21 protein-coding genes are annotated in these 21,024 nt (G+C 72.7%); 11 read left to right on the top strand and 10 right to left on the bottom strand.

What is annotated here, in order from left to right:
* Positions 1–586: 586 nt before the first annotated feature.
* Complete coding sequence (locus AB0E62_RS19150) at positions 587–1,906, top strand: hypothetical protein (protein WP_362194574.1); 1,320 nt, start codon at positions 587–589, stop codon at positions 1,904–1,906.
* Here the strand turns inward: AB0E62_RS19150 and AB0E62_RS19145 are convergent.
* The 3 genes from AB0E62_RS19145 to AB0E62_RS19135 all read right to left on the bottom strand — a co-directional run bounded on the left by AB0E62_RS19145 (position 1,890) and on the right by AB0E62_RS19135 (position 4,531).
* Entirely contained in the window at positions 1,890–3,710 is a 1,821-nt protein-coding gene (locus AB0E62_RS19145) for an asparagine synthase-related protein (protein WP_362194571.1), read from the bottom strand. The genes AB0E62_RS19150 and AB0E62_RS19145 overlap by 17 nt on opposite strands.
* A gap of 1 nt (position 3,711) precedes the next feature.
* Positions 3,712–4,335 carry a lasso peptide biosynthesis B2 protein gene (locus AB0E62_RS19140; protein ID WP_362194568.1) on the bottom strand — a complete coding sequence of 208 codons (624 nt, stop codon included), beginning with the start codon at positions 4,333–4,335 and terminating at the stop codon, positions 3,712–3,714.
* Between the two features lie 70 nt (positions 4,336–4,405).
* Positions 4,406–4,531, bottom strand: coding sequence for a hypothetical protein (locus AB0E62_RS19135; protein WP_362194565.1), 126 nt, complete (start codon positions 4,529–4,531; stop codon positions 4,406–4,408).
* Between the two features lie 270 nt (positions 4,532–4,801).
* Here AB0E62_RS19135 and AB0E62_RS19130 point away from each other — a divergent pair, with 270 nt between their 5' ends.
* Both AB0E62_RS19130 and AB0E62_RS19125 read left to right on the top strand, forming a co-directional pair.
* On the top strand, positions 4,802–6,121 hold the full coding sequence (locus tag AB0E62_RS19130) for a S8 family serine peptidase (RefSeq protein ID WP_362194562.1): 1,320 nt from the start codon (positions 4,802–4,804) through the stop codon (positions 6,119–6,121).
* The gene (locus AB0E62_RS19125; RefSeq protein WP_362194559.1) at positions 6,118–6,360 is read left to right on the top strand and encodes a hypothetical protein; all 243 of its coding nucleotides are present in this window, start codon (positions 6,118–6,120) and stop codon (positions 6,358–6,360) included. The genes AB0E62_RS19130 and AB0E62_RS19125 overlap by 4 nt, the downstream gene beginning before the upstream one ends.
* A gap of 101 nt (positions 6,361–6,461) precedes the next feature.
* On the opposite strand, the gene AB0E62_RS19120 is transcribed toward AB0E62_RS19125, so the two are convergent.
* Positions 6,462–8,534 carry an endonuclease gene (locus AB0E62_RS19120; RefSeq protein ID WP_362194556.1) on the bottom strand — a complete coding sequence of 691 codons (2,073 nt, stop codon included), beginning with the start codon at positions 8,532–8,534 and terminating at the stop codon, positions 6,462–6,464.
* Between the two features lie 290 nt (positions 8,535–8,824).
* On the opposite strand from AB0E62_RS19120, the gene AB0E62_RS19115 reads away from it, so the two are divergent.
* From AB0E62_RS19115 to AB0E62_RS19080, 8 genes are all read left to right on the top strand, one after another.
* The gene (locus AB0E62_RS19115; RefSeq protein ID WP_362194553.1) at positions 8,825–10,045 is read left to right on the top strand and encodes a metallophosphoesterase; all 1,221 of its coding nucleotides are present in this window, start codon (positions 8,825–8,827) and stop codon (positions 10,043–10,045) included.
* A gap of 187 nt (positions 10,046–10,232) precedes the next feature.
* Positions 10,233–10,748, top strand: coding sequence for a GNAT family N-acetyltransferase (locus tag AB0E62_RS19110; RefSeq protein ID WP_362194550.1), 516 nt, complete (start codon positions 10,233–10,235; stop codon positions 10,746–10,748).
* Between the two features lie 145 nt (positions 10,749–10,893).
* Complete coding sequence (locus tag AB0E62_RS19105; RefSeq protein WP_362194547.1) at positions 10,894–11,943, top strand: YihY/virulence factor BrkB family protein; 1,050 nt, start codon at positions 10,894–10,896, stop codon at positions 11,941–11,943.
* Positions 11,944–12,041: 98 nt separating this feature from the next.
* Entirely contained in the window at positions 12,042–12,404 is a 363-nt protein-coding gene (locus tag AB0E62_RS19100) for a hypothetical protein (protein WP_362194544.1), read from the top strand.
* A 25-nt stretch (positions 12,405–12,429) separates the two neighbouring features.
* The gene (locus tag AB0E62_RS19095; RefSeq protein ID WP_362194541.1) at positions 12,430–12,606 is read left to right on the top strand and encodes a hypothetical protein; all 177 of its coding nucleotides are present in this window, start codon (positions 12,430–12,432) and stop codon (positions 12,604–12,606) included.
* Positions 12,607–12,689: 83 nt separating this feature from the next.
* Complete coding sequence (locus AB0E62_RS19090; protein WP_362194538.1) at positions 12,690–13,115, top strand: cold shock domain-containing protein; 426 nt, start codon at positions 12,690–12,692, stop codon at positions 13,113–13,115.
* 208 nt (positions 13,116–13,323) lie between these two features.
* Complete coding sequence (locus tag AB0E62_RS19085) at positions 13,324–13,956, top strand: TetR/AcrR family transcriptional regulator (protein ID WP_362194535.1); 633 nt, start codon at positions 13,324–13,326, stop codon at positions 13,954–13,956.
* A 328-nt stretch (positions 13,957–14,284) separates the two neighbouring features.
* Positions 14,285–15,331: an amidohydrolase family protein gene (locus AB0E62_RS19080; RefSeq protein WP_362194532.1), complete on the top strand. Its 1,047-nt coding sequence runs from the start codon at positions 14,285–14,287 to the stop codon at positions 15,329–15,331.
* 25 nt (positions 15,332–15,356) lie between these two features.
* Here AB0E62_RS19080 and AB0E62_RS19075 read toward each other — a convergent pair whose 3' ends face one another.
* The 6 genes from AB0E62_RS19075 to AB0E62_RS19050 form a co-directional block, all read right to left on the bottom strand.
* On the bottom strand, positions 15,357–15,905 hold the full coding sequence (locus tag AB0E62_RS19075) for an SRPBCC domain-containing protein (protein ID WP_362194529.1): 549 nt from the start codon (positions 15,903–15,905) through the stop codon (positions 15,357–15,359).
* 32 nt (positions 15,906–15,937) lie between these two features.
* Positions 15,938–16,741 (bottom strand): LytTR family DNA-binding domain-containing protein, encoded by an 804-nt coding sequence (locus AB0E62_RS19070; RefSeq protein ID WP_362194526.1) that lies wholly within the window; start codon positions 16,739–16,741, stop codon positions 15,938–15,940.
* Between the two features lie 120 nt (positions 16,742–16,861).
* Positions 16,862–17,731 (bottom strand): carbohydrate ABC transporter permease, encoded by an 870-nt coding sequence (locus tag AB0E62_RS19065; protein ID WP_362194523.1) that lies wholly within the window; start codon positions 17,729–17,731, stop codon positions 16,862–16,864.
* Positions 17,728–18,687 carry a sugar ABC transporter permease gene (locus AB0E62_RS19060; protein WP_362194520.1) on the bottom strand — a complete coding sequence of 320 codons (960 nt, stop codon included), beginning with the start codon at positions 18,685–18,687 and terminating at the stop codon, positions 17,728–17,730. The genes AB0E62_RS19065 and AB0E62_RS19060 overlap by 4 nt, the downstream gene beginning before the upstream one ends.
* A complete protein-coding gene (locus AB0E62_RS19055; RefSeq protein WP_362194517.1) occupies positions 18,681–19,994 on the bottom strand; it encodes an ABC transporter substrate-binding protein in 1,314 nt (437 codons plus the stop codon). Before AB0E62_RS19055 ends, AB0E62_RS19060 begins: the two co-directional genes overlap by 7 nt.
* Positions 19,991–20,986 carry a GNAT family N-acetyltransferase gene (locus AB0E62_RS19050; protein WP_362194514.1) on the bottom strand — a complete coding sequence of 332 codons (996 nt, stop codon included), beginning with the start codon at positions 20,984–20,986 and terminating at the stop codon, positions 19,991–19,993. Before AB0E62_RS19050 ends, AB0E62_RS19055 begins: the two co-directional genes overlap by 4 nt.
* Positions 20,987–21,024: the final 38 nt, after the last annotated feature.

The raw sequence follows: 21,024 nt of genomic DNA, 5'->3' as shown, positions 1-21,024 counted from the left end.
GGACGGGCTCACACCGCGATGCGGCCGGCGGCCGTGTCGCGGTGGTCGGAGTGTCCTCCTCCCGCAGCAGACCGGCGACCCGGCCCATGGCCGGTCTGGCGGGTGCCGGCCGGTCTGGGCGGGCCGGCACCGCCCGCCCGGCGTGTGCCGCCGGTGGAGGTCTCCCTGCCCGGCGGGGAGCGGCTCGTCCTCCCGTTCACGTCCTGCTTCAGCAGCGAGCCGGTCGACTGCTCCGCGAGAAGCACCTCCGGACTCGGCACGTCCCTCCTGTGCGACGCCGACGACGCACTGGTCGGCCAGTATCAGCAAGGCGTTCACCGACCTCACGGGCCGCCGGCTGCGGAGTGTGCTGTCTGTGGGACACCGGCGACGGCGCCCCGTGGCTGCCTCCAGGACCCACCCGGGACGGGGATCCGGCTGGCCATTGGCCAACGCCACCGGCTCATCCGTCCGGAGGCAACCGGATGGTGACCGGACCGGATGCCGAAGACAATGATGTTCCAGCCCCGACATGGCGGCTCGGGTGCGTCTCCGGTCGTGGTCTCCGTCGGTGGGTCGCGGACCGCCTGCCTGCGGAGGTGATCGCGTGAAGATTCCCCCTGGGTTCGGCACCTCACGCCTGAAGGTGCTGCGAACGCCGATGAAGGTGCTACGAAAGCCGACCGCCACAGGGCGGTCACCGCTGGTCATGATCCTGATCCTGGCGGTGCTCCTCCCGACGACGGGAATGCTGGGCTTCTTCGGCTTCCAGGATCTCACCGAGGCCCTGACCTACCCGGGCCGCATCACCGGCGCCGCCCTCACCCTCCTCGGGATCGTCACGCTCCTGGGCGCCGCGGCCGTGGTGGACCATTGGCATCGCAACTGCTTTGCCCACTCCGGCCTGGTCGCGCTGCTCGGCGCTTTCGCGGCACTCGTGGCCAACGTCCTGCTGGTGGTGGAGACGTGGAAGGACGGAGATTCCAGGCTCTATCTGACCCTGTGGTGCCTGCTCACCGCCGGTTCCGCGTGCGCCGTCGTCATGGTGTACCGCTCCAGGATCTCCATCCCCAGTCCCAAGTCGGTGGCGGCGGCGGTGATCGCCTCCGCGGCTCTCGCGGCGGCCAATTTCGGCTATGAGCACCTTTTCCAGCCGTCCCAGCGCGGTGCCAAGCCGCTCATCACCATGTCCGTGGGGAAGATCACGCTCCGCCCGGACCGGAAGGCGTTCGCCGTGCCGGTGGACCTCAGGCTCGAGAACCACGCCGATGTGGGTTTCTACATGCTCGGGACCGAGTTCCACTCCATGGCCGAGAAAGTGCCCCTGAGCCGGAAGGACCGGCTGTCCGAGCAGTGGCGCGACGACGCCGAGCAGTGGAGCAAGTCCGACCAGGAGTTGCGCCCCCTCTCCCGGCGCGAGATCCATCAGCGCGGCCTGTTGCTGGAGGCACAGCCGTGGCTGTCCACCGGGCAATGGATCGAAGCGGGCGAGAAGGTCGTCGCCCATACCGTCGTGCAACTGCCCATCAACACGCCTTACGACCAGCTCACCTTCTATGCCACCGCGAGCTTCGCGCGCAAGGACCGGCTCCGCCTGGAGACACTGCAGCGGGAGGGCTACTCCTGGAACGGTGTCAAGGTACCCGACTGGGTGACGCATGGGGGGCGCGACGCGGTCGTCTACCGCGGCAGGCTGTACGAGAACAACGAGCTCGACGAACACATTCGGGATGCCCGCTGGGTCACCGTCTACTGGTGCTTCGGCACGCACGGCGTCACCCTGTCCGAGATCATCGCACGGAAGGGCGAGGAGGACCGCGTCCTGTCCACGGAGGAGAGCCGTAAGCTGGCGGAGCGGTACGGGATCGTCAACGTGGCGACTGGCCCGTACGAGCAGACGTTGTGGGACATCAAGAAGAAACGGTGACCGGCACCGTCGCGTCGTCCGTGAGATCCGGCCGGCCCAGTCCTTCGAGCCACACCACGAGGGCGAGGGCGCTGTTCACGCGGTCACAGGAGTAGGCGTCCCCGAGGCCCAGGCGTGCTTCCCGCACGGCCCGGCAGAGGGTCTCCACGTCGAACATCTCCGTGACCAGCGGATGCCTCGCGGAGCGGCAGAGGTCGATGAGTTCGTCGCCGTGTGTCCGCAGCCCGCGCGCGTACAACTGGTCGAAGGGGATCTTGGCGGTGCGGCCGCGGATCGGCTCGGGGAGCAGATCCGCCATCGCCTCGCGCAGCACCGCTTTCGGACGGCCCGGACGGAACACCGCCTCGGCGGGCAGGCGGCGCATCGTGGTGACGACCTCGGGGTCGAGGAAGGGGTGCGAGAGGAGGAAACCGTCCTGCCGCGCGCGGCGCCACGACAGCGGGTCGGGCGCGGCCAGGTAGTTGGCCGCGTCGTAGAGGGACTCCTCCGGCCGGCGCCCGAACAGGAAGCGGGCCTCGGCGCCGCCGGCCTGACGGTAGCCGTGGGCCCGCGCGAACGCGCGCCGCAGCCACGGGGGGCGCGAGAAGCCGCCGAGGCCGCCGAGTACGGTTCCCCGGCCGTCGAGGGCCATGGTGACCCGTTCGGCCGCCCGCGGCAGGGCCGGCCGCACGACGTTGGCTATCACGACGTCCCGCAGGCCCCGCTCCCCGTCCGCGGCCCAGGCCCGCGCCTGCCTCGTCAGCTGCCGCAGCTGTCCCGTGCGGGCCAGCCTGTGCAGGTGCAGCGGGTTGGCGTCGGCGACGGGGTCGGCCCCGCAGCCGGTCAGGAGCACATCACAGCCGAGTCCCGCCGCGGCGCCGTGCAGCCTGCTCCAGAACGGCGCGCGGAAGGCGTGGGCGTGCGGCTCGTCGGCGTCCGCGGCATGGTGCTCGAAGTCGTCGAAGTCGGACACGTCGTCGGCGTCGACGCTCACCAGGCGGGCGCCGGGAGCGTGCCGGCGGACGCTTTCCACCGCCTGGTCCACGTACGGCTGCTCCCCGGCCAGTTCCCCGGTGCCGAAGCGCCCGGCGAGCAGGACGAGGTCTCCCGGGCCGTCCTGCCCGGCGGCCGGCAGGCGTGCGGCGAGCAGGGCGACGCTGGTGGAGTCGGTACCGCCGGAGAGGTGGCATGCCGTCACCCCGCCCAGCCGGCGCGCAACGGCGTTCTCCAGCGCGTGGCGCAGGTCCCGCGCGGCGCCGCCGAGGTCACGGGCGTCCGCTTCCGGTGCCGAGGCCTCGTACGTCTGGCGGGAGCCCCTTGCCGCACGGCCGCGTATCCGCCCGGTGGGCGAGAGTTCCACCACCTCGCCGCCCAGCACCCGGCGCACCCCGCGGAAAGGGGTGGACTCCCAGTGCGGTTGCGCGGCGGCACCGGCCAGGTACCGGCAGAAGTAGCGGCGGTCCAGCTCCGCCCCCTCGCTCAGGCGGCGCGCCGACGTGCTGACCGCGTGCACCCGGCCACCGGATTCCCTGAGGAACAGGGGGACGCGTGCCTGTGCGTCCCTCATCAGCAGGACGCGGTCGGGGCACAGCAGGACGGCCGCGTAGTCGCCGGCCGGCAGCCGCGGCCAGGGTCCCGGCCGGGCGAAGGCGTCGAGCAGGCGGCGGGCGCCCGCCGCGCGGTCACGGGCCGAGCCCGCCCAGCCGACGACCACCGCGGTGCCGGCCGGGGAGGCCACCGTCGTCACCAGTCCCCGCCCGGCCAGGGCCGCGGACACCGAGAGCTTCGGGGCGCCGCCGGCCCACTCCAGCAGGAGGGCGCGCACGTCACTGTCCTCCGCCGCCGATGGAGAGCACCGGGGCGAACGCGTGGCCGCGCGGGTCCGCGTCGGGTATGCAGAGACCGGCCGCGGACGTCCAGGCGTGCAGGGCGAACGGGCGCTCGCGCACGCCGACGTGGAGCACCGCCTGCAGGCCCTGCCGGCGCAGCAGGACGAAAGCGGTCACGGCCTCGGTCTTGCAGTCGTCGTCGACGAACCAGCTGCCACGGCCGTACGACTGCACCGCCTTCTTCAGCCGTGCGACGTGCTCGGCCGGGGCGGGGTCCGCGCGGGCGTACTCGGGGGCGGCCACCGAGAGGAGCCGCAGGACCCGTCCGAACCCGATGACCCGGATCAGCAGGTGGACGCCGCGCAGCCACAGCCCGACCGAGGCGCCCGGACGCCGTTTCCCGCGGCTCGGCACACAGCCCGCACGGATCAGGCCGGTGACGAGTTCGCGGCGTCTGCCGGAAGCCGCGTCGGTGAAGGCCCGCAGGTCCGTCGTCGTCATTCCGAGGAAACGCGTCCTCTTCCAGTCGGCGATCAGGACGCCGTCGGACAGTCTGGTGACCCTGCAGTGCGGTGCGAGCAGCCGGGTCATGGCCAGCAACGCGTCGGCATCCTCCGTCACCAGTCATCCTCCAGGATCGGGCCCCCGCGGCGGGTGCGACGGCGGGCGCCGGCCCACTGCGGCGACGAGGTCAGGACAGGTAGCCGTGACCGTCGTACATGCCGCCGCTGAAGCCCCTGATCAGACGGCCGTTGCCGAGGAGAACGAGGCCGCACGGCACACGGCGCCGCAACAGTCGGAGAAACGGGAGAGACATGGCCTACCTCCAGGTGGGGCAGTACCGGGCGATTTCAGGCTACTACGCACGGAATGCCCCGCAACCGGACCGGCCGCGGGCACGGGATCGCTCCGGGCGAGTTGCGGGCGGCCGTGGTCGGCACCAGGGTGGAAGAAAGGCGGCACAGCAGGCTCGGACGCGCCGACTCACCGTACGGCCGGACGTGCGGTATCCGCTCGCCGAAGGTGTCTCGGGCGTGCGGCCGGGGCGGTCACCGGATGCACGGGGGGCAGTCGGAGCGGAGACACCATGACGAACGAATCATTCGACCGCCGTGCGGGCGACGGGCAGTTCGGACTCTACGACCAGAGCGTCCTCAAGCGTGAGAACGCCTACACGGGCAAGTACCTCGTGCTTCTCGACTGCGAGGAAGGGGAGCGCGGCATGGAGGTGCTGCGTTCCCAGGCCGGCATCGCGAGCGCGGAACCGGTGCGCGGTGCCGAGGCGGAGAACGCGGTGCGCGTCCTCGAGGAACCGGACGTGAACGCGCTCTTCCCGGAGCTGGGCGTCGCCGTCGTCGACGTGGCACCGGACCAGCGCGAGGCCCTGGTGACGGCCGCTCAGGAGGAGCCGTCGGTCATCGCCGCGGAACCCGAGCGCCTGGTCTACATCTCGACGATCACGGACCGCTCGCGGGAGGTGAAGGGGTACTACCCCACGTACCGCAGCGACGAGGACGTCCTGGAGCGGCACACCACGGCGGCGATGGCCGTCTCGCTGGGCCCGGCCTGGGACGAGACCGACCACACATGGGGCCTGCAGGCGGTGCGGGCCAATCATTCCCATCTGACGGGCCAGGGCGTCGGGGTCGCGGTGCTCGACACCGGAGTGGACACCGGACACCCCGACCTGTCCGCGCGCATCGCCGGGACCGCGTCCTTCGTGCCGGGGCAGTCGGTGCAGGACGGCAACGGCCACGGCACCCACTGCATCGGCACGGCGGCAGGACCGGCGGAGCCGCAGCAACGGCCGCGCTACGGCATCGCGCCCGAGGCACAGATCCTGGCGGGCAAGGTGCTCAGCAATCAGGGCAGCGGGAGCGACGGGCAGATCCTCGCGGGGATCGCCTGGGCGCTCTCCCAGGGGGCGAGGGTGATCTCCATGTCACTCGGCGCCCCGGTCAGCCCCGGCCAGCTGTTCTCACCGGTTTTCGAGAGCCTCGCCAAGCGGGTCGTCGCCGCGGGCACGCTGATCGTCGCGGCGGCGGGCAACGACGGCGGGCCGGTCAACCACCCGGCCAACTGCCCCTCGATCCTGGCTGTCGCGGCTGTGGGCAAGGCGCTGGACGTGGCGCCGTTCTCCTGCCGGGGCCAGGGGCTCCTCGGTGCCGAGATCAACATCGCCGCGCCCGGGGTGGAGGTGCGCTCCGCCTGGCCGATGCCCCAGGTCTACAACACGATCAGCGGGACCAGCATGGCCACCCCGCACGTCGCGGGCATCGTCGCGTTGCTGGCCCAGGCGGCGCCGGACGCCCCGGCGTCCGAACTGAGGAAGCGCCTGCTCTCCGGCGCGTACCGGCTCGCGCAACTGCCCGCGAGCGTCGGTGCCGGTCTGGGACAGACTCCGTGACCGAATCCCCGCGGGTGGACGTCATCCTGTCCGTCGACGACCCCGGGCGGTTCGCCGAGACGATCGGTGCGGCACAGGCCGTCGGGCTCACCGTGACGAGTGAGCAGCCGCTCATCGGCACGGCCGCCGGCACCATCGCCGAGGACCGGATCCCGCTGCTGCGGGCGGTGGAAGGCGTGGAGGCCGTCGAACGGGCCCGCGCCGTCCGCCTGCCACCGCCCGAGCCGCCGGACCGGTGACGACGGACGACGGGGGAGGTGCCCACGAGGGTCACCGTCTCCCCGGCCGGCCGCACCGGGCCGGCCGGGGAGGCCAGGTCCGGTGCGGCCGGCCCGGACCGTCAGGGCCAGACGCCGGAGAAGTCGATGCTCCGGGCCCACTCGGGGTGGTCTATCAGGGGGTTGCGGTTCCCCTGTATCCCCGCGATGGCGGCGTTGCGGTGCGACTCGTACTCGGTCACGGGTTCGTTCTCGTGCCACTCCAGGAGGATGGGCAGCCGCTCCTCGGGGAACTCCCCCGCCCTGTCCCCGACGAGTCCGGGGTAGCGCAACAGGAAGTACAGGGTGGCCCTGGCGACGGCTCCCTTGCTGTGCTCCGGTTCGAACCCGCTCTTCTCGCGCATGCCGCAGTCGGCCCGCACGGCCTCCTCGAACCCCGGGAAGTCCATGTAGGGGTAGTTGCCGCGGAAGCTGTTGCACGCCGGTTCGCAGGCGAACAGATGGTGCAGATCACCCCGCATGGGCTCCCGCTTGGCGAACCAGGACTGCGGGACGACGTGCTCGCAGTTGAACGGCAACGACGCCTCCAGGACATCCAGTTCCGCGACGAGTTCGTCCGCGCTCGCCGCGCTCTCCCGCAGCAGGAACTCCTGCATGCCCTGGAGCCGGGACGCCTCGGCGGCGGCGTCGGCGCGGATGAGTTCCTCCGCGGTGAAGGCCCGCCCCGAGTAGACGCTGCGCAGGAGGCGGTCGGGGTGGAGGTCGACCCACGGGTAGAGCATGCGCGCCGGTTTGTAGGAGGGGCGGGGCCCGTGCGTCTCCTCCAGCAGCGCGGTCAGCGCCTGTCGCAGTGGCTCGCCGTACGAGTCGGCGTCGACGTGCGCGTAGTAGGCGTCCCGTGCGGCGCGGTCGTCCTCGCGGACGTAGTAGGGGCGAGACTCCCCGAGCCGGAGGTTGAGCAGGGCCGCGTCCAGGTCCTGCGCGACGGCGTCGCTGACGACGGAGCGCCCCGCCGCCCGCCCCGCTGGGGCGGGGACGGCGCCGCCGGCGGCCACCGCGGTCACCCGCGGACCGGCGGACCGGTCGGCGCCGCGCCCCCCGGGCGCCTGCGCGTCGACGCCCACGGTGATCCGCAGCGGCACGGTGATACCGACGGCGGTACCGGGGGTGAGCGGTGCGGAACCGTCCGGCACGGATCCGTCCGGCCCCGGCTTCCCCGCCACCAGGGGAGCCCCCTCGGGGCGCGGCCCGTCCGGCGGCTGGAACAGTTCGTCGCGCAGCCGGGCCGCGTTCCCGGTCAGCGTGAGCCGGCTCAGCGCTTGCAGCACACGGCTGACACGCACTCCCTCGTTGGCCTTCCACGCCAGGCGGTGCTCGCCCATCCCCGGCCGCCAGGGCGTGCCGTCGGTGGCCAGGGGGTGGCCGTCGGGACCGGTCTCCGGCACGGCCGAGTGGTGCAGCGCGACGACTTCCCACTGATCGTTGAAGACGGGGGCCCCGGAGGACCCCGGCGAGGTGTCGGTCACGTAGTGGACGAACAGGTCCAGCAGATCGACGATCTGGTTCTCGCGCAGGGCGAGTTGCTTGGGCTCGCCGTTGGGATGCTGGATGATGTTGACGAATTCCCCGAGGATGGCCTTCCCTTGCGCACCGTCCAGCGGCAGCCAGCCGAAGTCGGCGAGCCGCGTGCCCTCCTGGTTGTGCTCGGCCACCGCGACGACGGTGAAATCCAGCTCCCGGTCGGTGGCGAAGAAACCGTGGGGATCGATACGGAAGGCCGCCGGAACCAGCGGGCGCCCGTCCACGCCCGCCTGGAAATCGAATTCGACGACTGCGTGGCCCGCTTCCTCCGGGCTCCGCAGTACGTGGTTGTTGGTGAGGAGGAGGGAAGGAGACACCAGGAAACCGGTGCCGTAATGTCCGCCCTCCGGCGTGCGGACGGAGACCCGCCCGATCGACCGGGCGGCCAGATATCCTCCCTCCAGGAAGGCCACTCCCGTGAGGTTGTTGCGTCCCATCAGGCGTTCCAGGCCGAGGACATCGGCGCCGAACGCGTCCGGTGACAGCGGCAACGTACTGCCAGCCGTCGTGACGGGCTGCGTCGGTATCTGCTCGATCGCCTTGGCGAGCGACCAGTCGGCGTTCAGTCGCGCCAGTCGCTTCTTGACCCGACTGGGTTCGTCGGCGTACAGCACGCCCCGGCTATCGAGGGTCTGAAGGGTTTCCTCTCGCTGCGGGGTCCGGCTGCCGAAACGTTTCGCCGCATTTTCCAGCTGCGTCAGGTAATCCGTTTCCGCCTGAGGAACGTGTTCCGCGGTGATCATCGAACGTCTCCCTCGATCCGCTCCCCTCCCCCATTGTGTCCGCCGGTCACGGTGTTTTCTCCTCGTACGGACGGTCATCGGTTCAACAGTCACCTGGTCAACCATCTCCGCGGCCACGGGATACAGTGCGCGAGACGGCAGCCCGGTCCGAGAGGGGAAGCGTGACCGACACCAGCAGCACCCGGCCCGCCGAGGGGGACGCGAGAGCACCGCGGCGGAGCCGGCTGCACCGCCTGCTGCGCCACCTCCCCCTGATCGCCCCCTTCCTGCTGTGGGCCGTGCCCTGCTGGGTGCTCCTGTACACCGGCCAGGACTGGCCGGTGCCCGTCACGTCGGCCGGCACCGCGCTGTTCGCTCTCGGCCTGCTGTGCATGCCGTTCGCGATGGCACGCGGCCACGGCCGGCGCCAACAGGACCGGGCGGCGATCATCGGTGACATCCTGCTGGGCACCAGCTGGGTCCTGTTCACCTGGTCCGTTCTGGTCGGCGTCCTGGGGCGGGTCGCCCTGGCCGTGAGCGGTGCCGGGGAGAGCCAGGACCAGGCCCGCATCGTCACGTGGGCTGTCCTCGGCGTCACCGCCGTACTGCTCGCCTGGGGCCACGCCGAGGCCCGCCGTGTGCCGCGCGTGCGCCGGCTCGACGTGCGGCTCCCGCGGCTGGGCGCCGGGCTGGACGGTCTGCGGGTCGTGCTCATCACCGACACCCACTACGGCCCGCTCGACCGCGCCCGCTGGTCGGCGCGGGTGTGCGAGACCGTGAACGCTCTCGAAGCCGACGTGGTCTGCCACACCGGCGACATCGCGGACGGCACCGCCGGTCGCCGCCGCGCCCAGGCCGTCCCGCTCGGTACCGTGCGGGCCACCCGGGCCCGGGTGTACGTCACCGGCAACCACGAGTACTACAGCGAGGCGCAGGGCTGGGTCGACCTGATGGACGAGCTGGGCTGGGAGCCGCTGCGCAACCGCCATGTGCTGCTCGAACGCGGAGGCGACACCCTCGTGGTCGCCGGCGTGGACGACGTCACCGCCGGGTCCTCCGGCCTGCCGGGCCACCGCGCCCACCTCGCCGGCGCCCTGGACGGCGCCGACCCCGACCTGCCCGTCCTGCTCCTGGCCCACCAGCCCAAGTTCGTCGACCGGGCGGCGGCCGCCGGCATCGACCTCCAGCTCTCCGGCCACACCCACGGCGGGCAGATCTGGCCCTTCCATCACCTGGTCCGTCTCGACCAGCCCGCCCTCGCCGGCCTCAGCCACCACGGTCCCCGTACCCTCCTCTACACCAGCCGTGGCACCGGCTTCTGGGGTCCGCCGTTCCGCGTCTTCGCCCCCAGCGAGATCACCCTGCTCGTGCTCCGCAGCCCGCACCGGCCCACCTCGCCGTAGCACCGGCGGACCGGCACATCCGCTCGCGGCTGTCCGGGAGAGACGGAACAGCGAGTACGGCCCCGTCCGGTGACCGCGGTGGGCGGCGCGCCCTCCAGCACCGTCCGCCTGGCCAAGGCCGCGGTGAGGGCGCCGGCGGCCGGGTCCGGGCGGGCATACTCGTCGAACGTCCCGACCTGGAGGCAGCGTGACCACCCTCGAGCCCGAACCCATCCACACCGGTCGGCTGACCCTGCTTCCCCTGCGGGTCGGGCACGCCGAGGAGATGGCCGCGGTGCTGTCCGACCCCGGCCTGCACGCCTTCATCGGCGGGGCACCGGACACCGCCCAGGACCTGCGCGCCCGCTACGAACGCCTGGTGGCCGGCTCACCCCGCCCCGGCGAATCCTGGTGCAACTGGGTCGTCCGGCTCCGCGACGCTGCCTGCCTGACCGGCTGTGTCCAGGCGACGGTCACCGCCGAGGATCACGGATCGGCTGCGGAGATCGCCTGGGTGGTGGGAACTCCCTGGCAGCGGCGCGGCATCGCCACCGAGGCTGCCCGAAGTCTCGTCACCTGGCTGGGGAATCACCTCGTGCACACGGTCACCGCCCACATCCACCCGGACCACAGGGCATCCGCCGCCGTCGCCGCCGCGGCCGGCCTCACTCCCACCGGCCAGTGGCACGACGGAGAGATCCGATGGGAGCTGACGATCAGCTGACCACAGATCCACGGTCGACCTCCTGTGGCCGGCCGGCCGTTCACCGGACTCCCCGGGACCGCCTGCGCCGCCCCGTGCGCAGACCGCGCGCGCATGGGGCGGCCCGTGGTGGCGTAGGCGGGGCCGTGAGGGTTATCCGACGGACATGGCGAGGCTTCATCTTCCTGGACGGAAAGCACACCGCGGCAGCGACGGGACACCGGCACCCGAGGAGGTCGGGCCCGGACCCGAAGTGGAGCGCCGGGCACCGGACACGCCGACGGAGCTGTCCAAACGAGCCTGGGGCGGTGTGTTCAAGGGAGCCTTGCGGGAGTTCAAGGACGACGAGCTGACCGACCGGGCGGCGGCCCTGACGTACTACGGGGTGCTGTCGCTGTTCCCGGCGCTGCTGGTGCTCGTGTCCCTGCTGGGCATCACCGGCGAGTCCGCGACCGACACCGTGCTGGCCAACATCGAGAAGCTCGCTCCCGGCTCGGCCCGGGACATCATCACGAGGGCCGTGGAGCAGTTGCAGGGCAACGCCGGCGTCGGCTCCGTCATGGCCGTCGTCGGCATCGTGCTGGCGGTGTGGTCGGCCTCCGGATACGTGGCCGCGTTCATCCGCGCGGCGAATGCCGTCTACGACATGCCGGAGGGCCGTCCGGTCTGGAAAGTGCTTCCCGTACGGCTGGGCGTGACCGTCGTGCTGATGGTGCTCGCCGTGGCCAGCGCGCTGATCGTGGTGTTCACCGGTGGGCTGGCCCGCCGGGCCGGTGCCCTGCTGGGCGTGGGCGACACGGCCCTGACGATGTGGTCGATCGCCAAGTGGCCGGTCCTGGTCGTCCTGGCCACCGCGATGATCGCGATCCTGTACTGGGCGTGCCCCAACGTGAAGGTGAAGGGCTTGAGGTGGATCACCCCGGGCAGCTTCCTGGCCCTCTTCATCTGGCTGATCGCTTCGGCCGGGTTCGCGTTCTACGTCGCGAACTTCGCCTCCTACAACAAGACCTACGGCACCATGGCCGGCGTCATCGTGTTCCTCGTCTGGCTGTGGATCACCAATCTGGCCATCCTGCTGGGTCTCGAGTTCGACGCCGAGACCGTACGCCAGCGGGCCATCGCGGGCGGCCTGCCGCCCGGCACCGAGCCGTACACCCAGCCCCGCGACACCCGGGAGTGGGACGAGAACGACCGACGGCGGCTGGGCGAGGCCTGACCGGTTGACCGGCCGGCGCAACGGCCCGCCGCACGGCGATGACAGGGGGCCGGCACGTCTGGCTACCGTGTAGGTCCAGTCGGTCGGAGGGGGTTCACATGAAGTATCAGGATGCGGACTACAAGGCTGCCGTGGCCGCCGCGGTGGAGATTCTGCGGGGGTGGGCCCGGCAGGGCCGGACCGGTACCTACAAAGCGCTGAGCGAGGCCCTGGCGCCGGAGCACCGGGTGCACTGGCAGGGCCGGATGATGTCGCTCCTGCTGGGGGACGTCTGCCGCCGGGACAGCGACGGCCCCGACCCCATGCTGTCGGCGCTGGTGGTCAACGGCTCCAGCCGCAAGCCGTCCGGCCAGTTCTTCGAGCTGGCCGTCACCGAGTTCCGCCGCCGGGACCCGCACTGGACCTGGGAGCAGGAGCGGGACGCGGTCCTCGAGCGTTACGGTGCCCCGGCCGCGCCGTGAGTACCGCCCATCGATCATGCCGGCCATGACAGATCGCGGTCCGGTCCTGCGGACCGTCACCTCGGCGGCGCGGGACTCTCCGAAACCGCTCGGGGTGGCGGAGTTCCCTCCTCCGGCACGCCCCGTCGGCAGCGGTCTGCACGTCGGTGCGATGTGGCTGTGGCACGACGTGGACCCGGTCCACCGCAGCGGTGACGGGTGAGTCCTCGTACGCGGCTACCATCCGTACAGAGTTCCGGGAACAGGTCCCGGGTGGTTCGTGGTGTCGAGAGTTGGGGGTTCCGCATGGTCGCGGGTCGTGTCGTCCGGTTCGACAGTTCGCGCGGTTACGGGTTCGTGGCGCCGGAAGGCGGCGGAGAGGACGTCTTCCTGCATGTGAACGATCTGCTGATCCCCGAGGAGTACGTGCGCTCGGGGCTGGTCGTGGAGTTCGACGTGGAGAACGGCGAGCGGGGGCCGAAGGCGTCGAACATCCGCCTCCCCGAGGGCGTCGATCCCGGCCCGCTGCGGCGGCCGGCCGCGGCACCGCGGTCGGTGGTGCTGGACGAGTCCGGCCACCCGATGTGCGATGTGCTCAGCGCCGCGGAGTACCGCCGCGAGGTGACGGAGCTGCTGCTGAACGCGAGTCCGCTGCTGACCGCGGAGCAGATCCTCGGTATCCGCAGCGCCCTCGTGAAGTTCAGCGAGAGCCACGGCTGGGTCGAGGACTGACCCGCACGGGCGGTCCAGGGCACCGCACCGGAGCACCGGGGCCGGCCGGCGCGGCAGGGGCGTGAACCATCGGGTTCACGCCCCTCGTCGTTGTGGCCGCCGTCACCGGTCCGGCGAGTTGCTGTAATGCCTGCTCCAATTGGAGCAGGCATTACGGTAAGATCGCGCACGAGAGGGTCAAGGGCGGGGCGACGGAAGGGTCTTCTGGATGACCGGGCCGCGGACGAGTGGCAAGAAGCGCGCCAACGGCGTGGAGTCGCGGCAGCGCATCCTCGACGCGGCGGTGGCCATCGCGGGCGAACGCGGGTACGACGGCACGTCGATCGCGGCGGTCAGCGCCCGGTGCGGGTTGCCGGCCAGCTCGATCTACTGGCATTTCAGGGACAAGGACGACCTGATCGCCGCCGTCATCGAGCGCAGTTTCGAGACCTGGCTCGCGGCCGTGGAACTGCCCGGCGAGGAGGCCGGCACTCCGCTCGACCGGGCCCTGATCATGGCGGCGAACGTGGCCAAGTCCCTGGTCAACGAACCGGACTTCCTGCGTCTCGGCCTCATGCTGGCCCTGGAACGGCGGCCCGAGGAACCCCGGAGCCGGACGGTGTTCTTCCAGGTCCGGCACATCGCCCGGCAACGGATCGAGGAAGTCGTCCGGTTCGTGCTGCCCCAGCTGGACGAGGACGCGGTGCGCGTCCTCACCACCTACGCCATCGCCGGGGCCGACGGATTGTTCATCCAGCGGGAGTTCAACGGCGACGGCGTCGATCTGGTCGAGATGTTCCAGTTCCACGCCCGGCTGGTGTACGAGACGGGCATCCGCATGGCGGCGGAGCGCATCCGATGACCCCCGCCGGCCGGCGACACACCGCGTACGCCCCGCCGTCGAGCGGGGACGCGGGACACGCGTGCGCCGGCCGGTTCCGGTGCGCACCCCCCGGGGCTCCCGCCGCGGTGCCGGCCGGTCGTCCGCACCGGTTACGGCACCGCCCCGGACCCCGGCCGGCGGACATCTCCCGGCGCCTCGACCGCCGCGCCCGCCGCCGGCGACGGCCGGCCCGGCCGAGGCGCGCCCCGGCCGCCTGGGCCCGGTGCCGGTGACCTCCGGCGGGCAACCGCCGCCCACCCGTGCCGTCCGGAAATCCATCCCCGAGAGAGAGTCAGCAGGTCACCGCATGCCCGCCGCACTTCGCCGGATCGACGTCCATCAGCACGTCACACCGCCCTTCTACGGCGCCCTGCTCGCCCAGGCGGGCATCGCCGAGGCGGGTGGCCGCGCCCTGCCCGACTGGAACCCCGCGGCGGCGCTGGAGTCGATGGACCTGCTGGGCACCGCCACCGCGATGGTGTCCGTCTCCACGCCCGGCACCGGTTTCCTCACCGACCCGGCCGAGGCCGCGGGCCTGGCCCGGCGGCTCAACGACTTCTCCGCCGCCCTGGCCGCCGACCACCCCGGACGCTTCGGCTGGTTCGCCACGCTGCCCATGCCGGACGCCGAGGCCGCCGTCAACGAGGCCCGCCGGGCCCTGCTCTCGCTGGGCGCGGACGGGGTCACCCTGCTCGCCAACACCCAGGGCGTCTACCTGGGCTCGCCCGGCCAGGACGCGCTGTGGCGGTGTCTGGACGAGCACGGCGCGGTGGTGTTCGTCCACCCGGCCGAGCTGCCGGCGCCCGCGATCAAGGACATCCCGCCGTTCGCCGCCGACTTCCTGCTCGACACCACCCGCGCCGCCTACCTCCTGGTGCGCGGCGGCATCGTGCGCGACTTCCCGAACATCCGGTTCGTGCTGAGCCACGGCGGCGGCTTCGTGCCGTACGCCTCCCACCGCATGGCCGTGACGATCGCGAACGACACGGGGCGCTGCCCGCGGGACGTGCTGGACGACTTCCGGTCCTTCTACTTCGACACCGCGCTCTCCTCCAGTCCGGCGGCCCTGCCCACCCTGCTGGGCTTCGCCCGGCCCGGGCACGTGCTGTTCGGCAGTGACTGGCCGTTCGCGCCCACCGCCGCCGGGCAGTACTTCGCCGCCGGCCTGGACACCCACGTGGGCCCGGACACGCTGGCCGCGGTCAACCGTACGAACGCCGAGGCGCTGTTCCCCCGTCTGGCCACCCGGCCGCCGGCGCCCCCCGTCCGCCCCCTGACCGCGCGGCTGCGCCAGTCCGTGCACCGGGCCGGGGCCCGGCTCGCCTTCAAGCTGGTCCAGCCCGGCGCCGACTGACCGCCGGCCCCGGCGGACGTCCCGGTCAGCGGCGGGGCGCCGGCCGGAGGCCGGGGTGGCGGTCCGGATTCACCACCGTGGACAAGCCGTTGAGCAGCAGGCGGGTGCCGCCGCGCAGATGGGCCGCGTCCTGGGCGTCGTCACCGGTGGGCACGAGCCAGGTGTACTGCTCGGTCCAGGTCAGACGGGAGCCGGCGGGTACGTCGGAGAGTTCGACGGTGACGAGGGAGACCCAGCGGCGGGTGCCGTCCACCTCGGCCTCGTACACGTACACGATCCGGGTGTCCGGGACGATGTCCAGGAAGCGCGAGCGGTAGGCGAGACGCTCCTCGGTGTCACCGGAGACGAAGACGTTGCGGGCGTTCTCGCCGCCGCCGACCCGGAAGTCCAGCTCGTGTGCGGCGGTGCCGAGGGGGCCGGGGAGCCGGAACCAGCGGCCGCGCAGGGAGGGTTCGGCGAAGCCGCGGAAGACCTCGGCGCGGCTCACCGTGAAGTCCGTGCCGACGGAGAACGAGCCGTGCCGCGCGGGCGGCACCGGGTGCTCCCGGGCCCCGGTGAGTTGACCTGCGTCCATGGCGTCAACCTAACACCCGTGCCGGACCCGTCTCAGCGCGCCCGGCCGGTCGCGCGGCCGGTCAGCAGGTCCCGCAGTTCACGGGCGTTGCGGCGGCTGACGGCGAGGGTCCGGTCACCGATGCGGACGGTCAGATTGCCGCCCTCCACCCGGAGTTCCTCGATCCGGCCGAGGGCGACCAGCCGGCTGCGGTGGATCCGTACGAAGCCGTGCGCGCGCCACTGCTCCTCCAGGGTGGACAGCGGGATCCGCACCAGGTGGCTGCCCGCGCCCGTGTGCAGCCGCGCGTAGTCGCCCTGCGCCTCGACATGGGTGATGTCGGCGAGGGGCACGAACCGGGTCACCCCGCCGAGTTCGACGGGCACCTGGTCGCCCGGGGCGGTGGGCGCGGGCGCCGGGAGCGCGGCCGGGCGGGGGCCCTGACCCGCCCGGACCAGGTCGGCGACGCGCCGTACGGCCTCGGCGAAGCGCTCCTTGCGCAGCGGTTTGAGCAGGTAGTCCACCGCCTTGAGGTCGAAGGCGCGCACGGCGAAGTCCTCGTACGCGGTGACGAAGACGATCAGCGGCGGCGCGGCGAACCCGCCGAGGGTGCGGGCCAGTTCGAGGCCGTTGAGGCCGGGCATGTCGATGTCGAGGAAGACGACGTCGAAGCCCTCGGGACCGTCCGGGCCGTGTGCCACGGCCCGGCCGAGCAGGCGCAGCGCCTCCGTGGCCTCCCGCGCGGGCACGGCCGTGCCGACCCGGGGATCCTCGCCCAGCAGGTACAGCAGTTCGTCGAGCGCGGGACGTTCGTCGTCCACGGCCAGGACGCGCAAGGGCGCGTCGGTCACTCCCATGTCCGCACCGCTCCTCTCCTCGTCCTCGGCCGCTCCCCCATGGTGGTCCCCGCCGGCCGCCGCCGTCGAGATCGCGGACGGCGGTGTGTCCGGGCCGTGATGCCCGGGGCCCGGGACGCGTCACTTGAGGCCGCTGAGCATGACACCGCGGATGTAGTGCTTCTGCAGCAGCAGGAACAGCACCAGGACCGGCAGGACGCTCAGCACGAGGCCGGCCATGACGACGGGCATCGTACGGGCCGGGTCGACGTGGTCCCGCAGCAGCTGGATGCCGACGGGCAGCGTCATCAGGTCCGGGTTGGCGGTCGAGACGAGCAGCGCCCAGATGTACTCGTTCCAGGCGTCGACGAAGGTGAGCAGCCCGAGCGTGACCAGGACCGGCTTGGTCTGCGGGACCACGATCCGCCACCACACGGTGAACTCGCCGGCCCCGTCGATGCGGGCGGCCTCCAGGACCTCGGCCGGCAGGGACAGCATGAACTGGCGGGTCAGGAAGATCCCGAAGCCGTTGACGAGGAACGGCACGGCGAGGGCCGCGATGCTGACGGTCAGGCCCGCGCCGCCGCGTCCGAGCAGGTCGTTGCCGCCCGCCAGCGGCCAGTGCACCAGGATCAGGAAGCGCGGGACGAGGAAGAGGAACGGCGGGAACATCATGGTCGACAGCACCAGCCGGAAGACGAGGTCGCGGCCGGGGAAGCGGAGTCTGGCCAGCGCGTAGCCGGCGAGCGACGAGGTGAGCAGCACCGAGGCGGTGATCACGACGGTGACGACGACACTGTTGCGGAAGAGTACCGGCAGGTTCAGCTGAACCGTGGCGGCCCGGTAGTTGGCCAGGCCGAACGCCTTCGGCCAGAACCGGTACGGCAGGGTGCCCGCCTCGCCAGGTCCCTTGAAGGACGTCAGCACCATGTCCAGGAACGGCACCACCGTGAGCACCGCGCCGGTCGCCACGACCAGGTACGACAGCCAGGGGACGCGCCGCCGGCTCACGCGTCCTCCCCCGCCCGGCGGAAGATCCACAACTGGGCCAGGGTGACCACGAGGACCACGGCGAACAGCACGAACGCGGCGGCGCTCGCGGTGCCCCAGTCGCCGTAGTCGAAGGCCCGCCGGTACATCTCCAGCGCGGCCACGTCGGTGGCGTCGCCCGGGCCGCCCCGGGTCATCACGGTGATCAGCGCGAAGGACTGGAGACCGGTGAGGAACTGGGTGACGCACACGAACAGCAGGGAGGGCCGCAGCAGGGGCAGGGTGATCCGCCAGAACACGGTGCGGGGCCCGGCGCCGTCCAGCTCGGCGGCCTCGTAATAGGAGGCGGGGACGGACTTCAGCCCGGCGGTCAGCACGAGGATCGCCGAGCCGAGCGAGGCCCAGGCCTGGACGACCACGACGGAGGGCAGGGCGGTGTCCGGGTCCTGGAGGAACGCCACCGAGCCGAGTCCGAGGGCGTTGAGGAGGCCGTTGGCCAGGCCGCCCGGCTCGTACATGTACTTCCAGACGTTGCCGACGGCGACGACGGTCGTGACGATCGGCAGGAAGTACAGGGTGCGCCACAGTCCCTGGAACCGCAGCCGCTCCACGCAGGCGGCGACGGCCACCGAGCCGGTCAGGGCCAGTGCCACGGTGCCCAGGGCGAACAGCAGCGTGTTGGTGAGGACCGGCACCAGGAACGTCGATCCACCGGCGAAGAGGGCGCCGAAGTTGTCCAGGCCGGCCGGTTCGACGGCACCGAGGTCGAACCCGGTCCAGTGGGAGAGCGACAGCAGCAGCGCGAAGCCGAGCGGCAGGAGCAGGAAGACGGCGAAGAACAGCAGCGCCGGGGCGAGGAAGAGGTAGGCGACGGCCGTCTGGCGGTGCCGGGCCCGGCGGCGGGCGTGGCCGGCGGGAGCGGCGGGCCCGGGGGCGGGCGCCCGCTCGGGCGTCGGTGGGGTCAGCACGTTCACCATGGCCGGGACACCTCCTGGTCGACCTGGCGGCGGGTGGTGCGCAGCGCCTCCGTCACGGACTGCCGGCCGGTCCACAGCGCCTCGATGTTCTTGCGCAGCAGCGCCTTGGCCCGGGCCGCGCCCGGTCCGTTCGGCTCCGGCACGGCGTAGGCCAGCGCGTCCAGGAACGGGCGCAGGTTCGGGTCGCCGCCGGTGCCGGCGAGCGCGCGCATGTCGCCGGCGCGGGCGGTCAGCGAGCCGACGGACACCTGGAGGGCGCTCATCCGGGTGGCCGTGGTGCCGTTGCGCGCGGTCACCCGGTCGGCGTTGAGCCAGCGCAGGAACTCCCAGGCCTCGCGCGGGTGCCGGCTCGCCGTGTTGACGCCGAGCATGAAGCCGGTGGCGAGGGTGGCGGGCCGGGCGCCCGGCGCGGGCACGGGCACGGGAGCGACCCCGACGTCCCGGTAGGCGCTGCCCATCAGGGGCCTGAGGCTCCCGGTCCACCAGCCGGCGCCGATCACCAGGGCCACCTGTCCGGACGGGAAGGCCTGGTAGACGTCGACGGCGGGGGCGCTCGCCCCGTGGGTGACGAGCCGGTGTTCCAGGGCGAGCACGTCCCGGCCGGCCGGGGAGTCGATGGCGGTGGCCCGGCCGTCGGGGGTGAGAAACCGTCCGCCGGCGGCGTGCAGCAGGGCGAGGGTCTGGCCGACGGTGGTGGCGTCGTCGTGGGCCGACAGTCCGAACCCCTGGACGAGGGGGTTGCCGTACCGGTCGCGCCGGGTGGTGCGGTGGGCGGCCTCCTCCAGCTCCGGCCAGGTGGCCGGCGGGCCGTCGACGCCGGCCTCGCGCAGCAGCCGCCGGTTGTAGTAGAGGGCGTAGGTCTGGGCTTCGGTGGGATAGCCGTAGACCGTGCCGTCCACCGTCACGGCTCCGACGGCGGCCGCGCCGTAGTCGCGCCGGATCCGCTCGGCGTGCTCGGGCGGCGCGGGCCGCAGCACGCCGGCGCGCACCAGCTGGCCGTTCCACAGGCAGTACGGGTGGAGGATGTCGGCGCCCTGGCCGGCGGCCTGCCGGACCATGAAGGTGGTCAGCAGGTCGGTGAACTCCACGGCCTTCGTGCGCACCTTGACCCGGTCGTGGGTGGCGTTCCACTCGTCCACCGGGTCCTGGAGGGCCTGGCGGAGGGTGCCGCTCGCGTAGTGGGACAGCAGGGTGAGGACGACCGGATCGCCGGGCCGCCCGGAGCCCCGGTGCGGGGCGGCGCAGCCGGCGGCGAGCAGCGCCGAGGGGAGGGCGAGCGCGAAGTGACGGCGGCTGGGGGGCGTCACCGGGCGGCCTCGTGGCGCAGTACGCGGAACACCCGGGTCGTGGTGAAGCCGGCCGCGCGGTACAGGTGGCCCGCCGGGGAGTTCTCGCCGGTCCACAGGAACCAGGCGCCGTGCGCGCCGCGTGCCCGCATCCGCTCCAGGACCAGGTGGAGCAGGACCTTGCCGAGGCCGGTGCCGCGCAGTTCCGTCCGCACCCCGAAGGGGCCGAACCGTTCGAGGGCCGCCTCGTACGCGCCGTGCATCGCCCAGCCGGCCAGGCGGCCCGAGGGGTCACGGGCGACGACGATCCGGTCCGGCGGGGTGCCGGCGGCGCAGCACTCGCGGATCGCGCGGGCCCAGTCGGGGCCGAAGTGGGTGCCGGCGAGCGCGATCAGGTCCACCAGGTCGTCGTCGGCGGGGGTGGCGAACCGGTAGCCGCGTGCCGTCAGGTCGTCCCGGCGGCGGGCGATCTCGTCGGGGAGGCGGTAGCCGACCAGGGTGCGGTCCATCGCCGCCGCCTCGTACAGCGTGCGGAAGCCCAGCGAGGCGAGCAGCCCGGCCGCTTCCGGGTAGGTCCCGGTGTCCAGGCCGGGCAGCAGGTAGTTCGGGGTGTACGACGCGAAGTCCACCCGGGTGCGGCCGTGGCCGTGCAGCCAGGCGAGGGCGTCGGTCAGCAGCCGGCGGCCGAGGCCGCGCCCGCGGGCGGCCGGGTCGACGAAGAAGAACGGGATCCAGCCCTGCTCCGGCTCCAGGTCGGTGCCGGTCAGCGGGACCAGCCGGCGCACCGCGTAGGCGGCGCCGGTGATCCGGCCGCCGGCCTCGGCGATCCGGAGGCCCTCGGGGTCGAAGTTGGCGTCGAGCAGGACCAGGGAGCGGAACCGGTCCGGGCTGAGCGGGTCGGCCGGCGCGCTGCGCCGCCACGCCTCCACCACCCCCGGTCCGTCGCCCGCGCGGAAGCCGCGGAGCACGGCCCCGTCGTGCCGGGTCACGTGCTGTGCCCCCGTCTGGCTCATCCTGTGCCCCCGTCTGCCGGCGCCCTCTCGAAACGGTG

Source organism: Streptomyces sp. NPDC038707 (assembly GCF_040636485.1).
Lineage (GTDB): Bacteria > Actinomycetota > Actinomycetes > Streptomycetales > Streptomycetaceae > Streptomyces.
The sequence above is the reverse complement of the archived record's forward strand: the minus strand, read 5'-3'. Positions and strand labels throughout refer to the sequence as shown.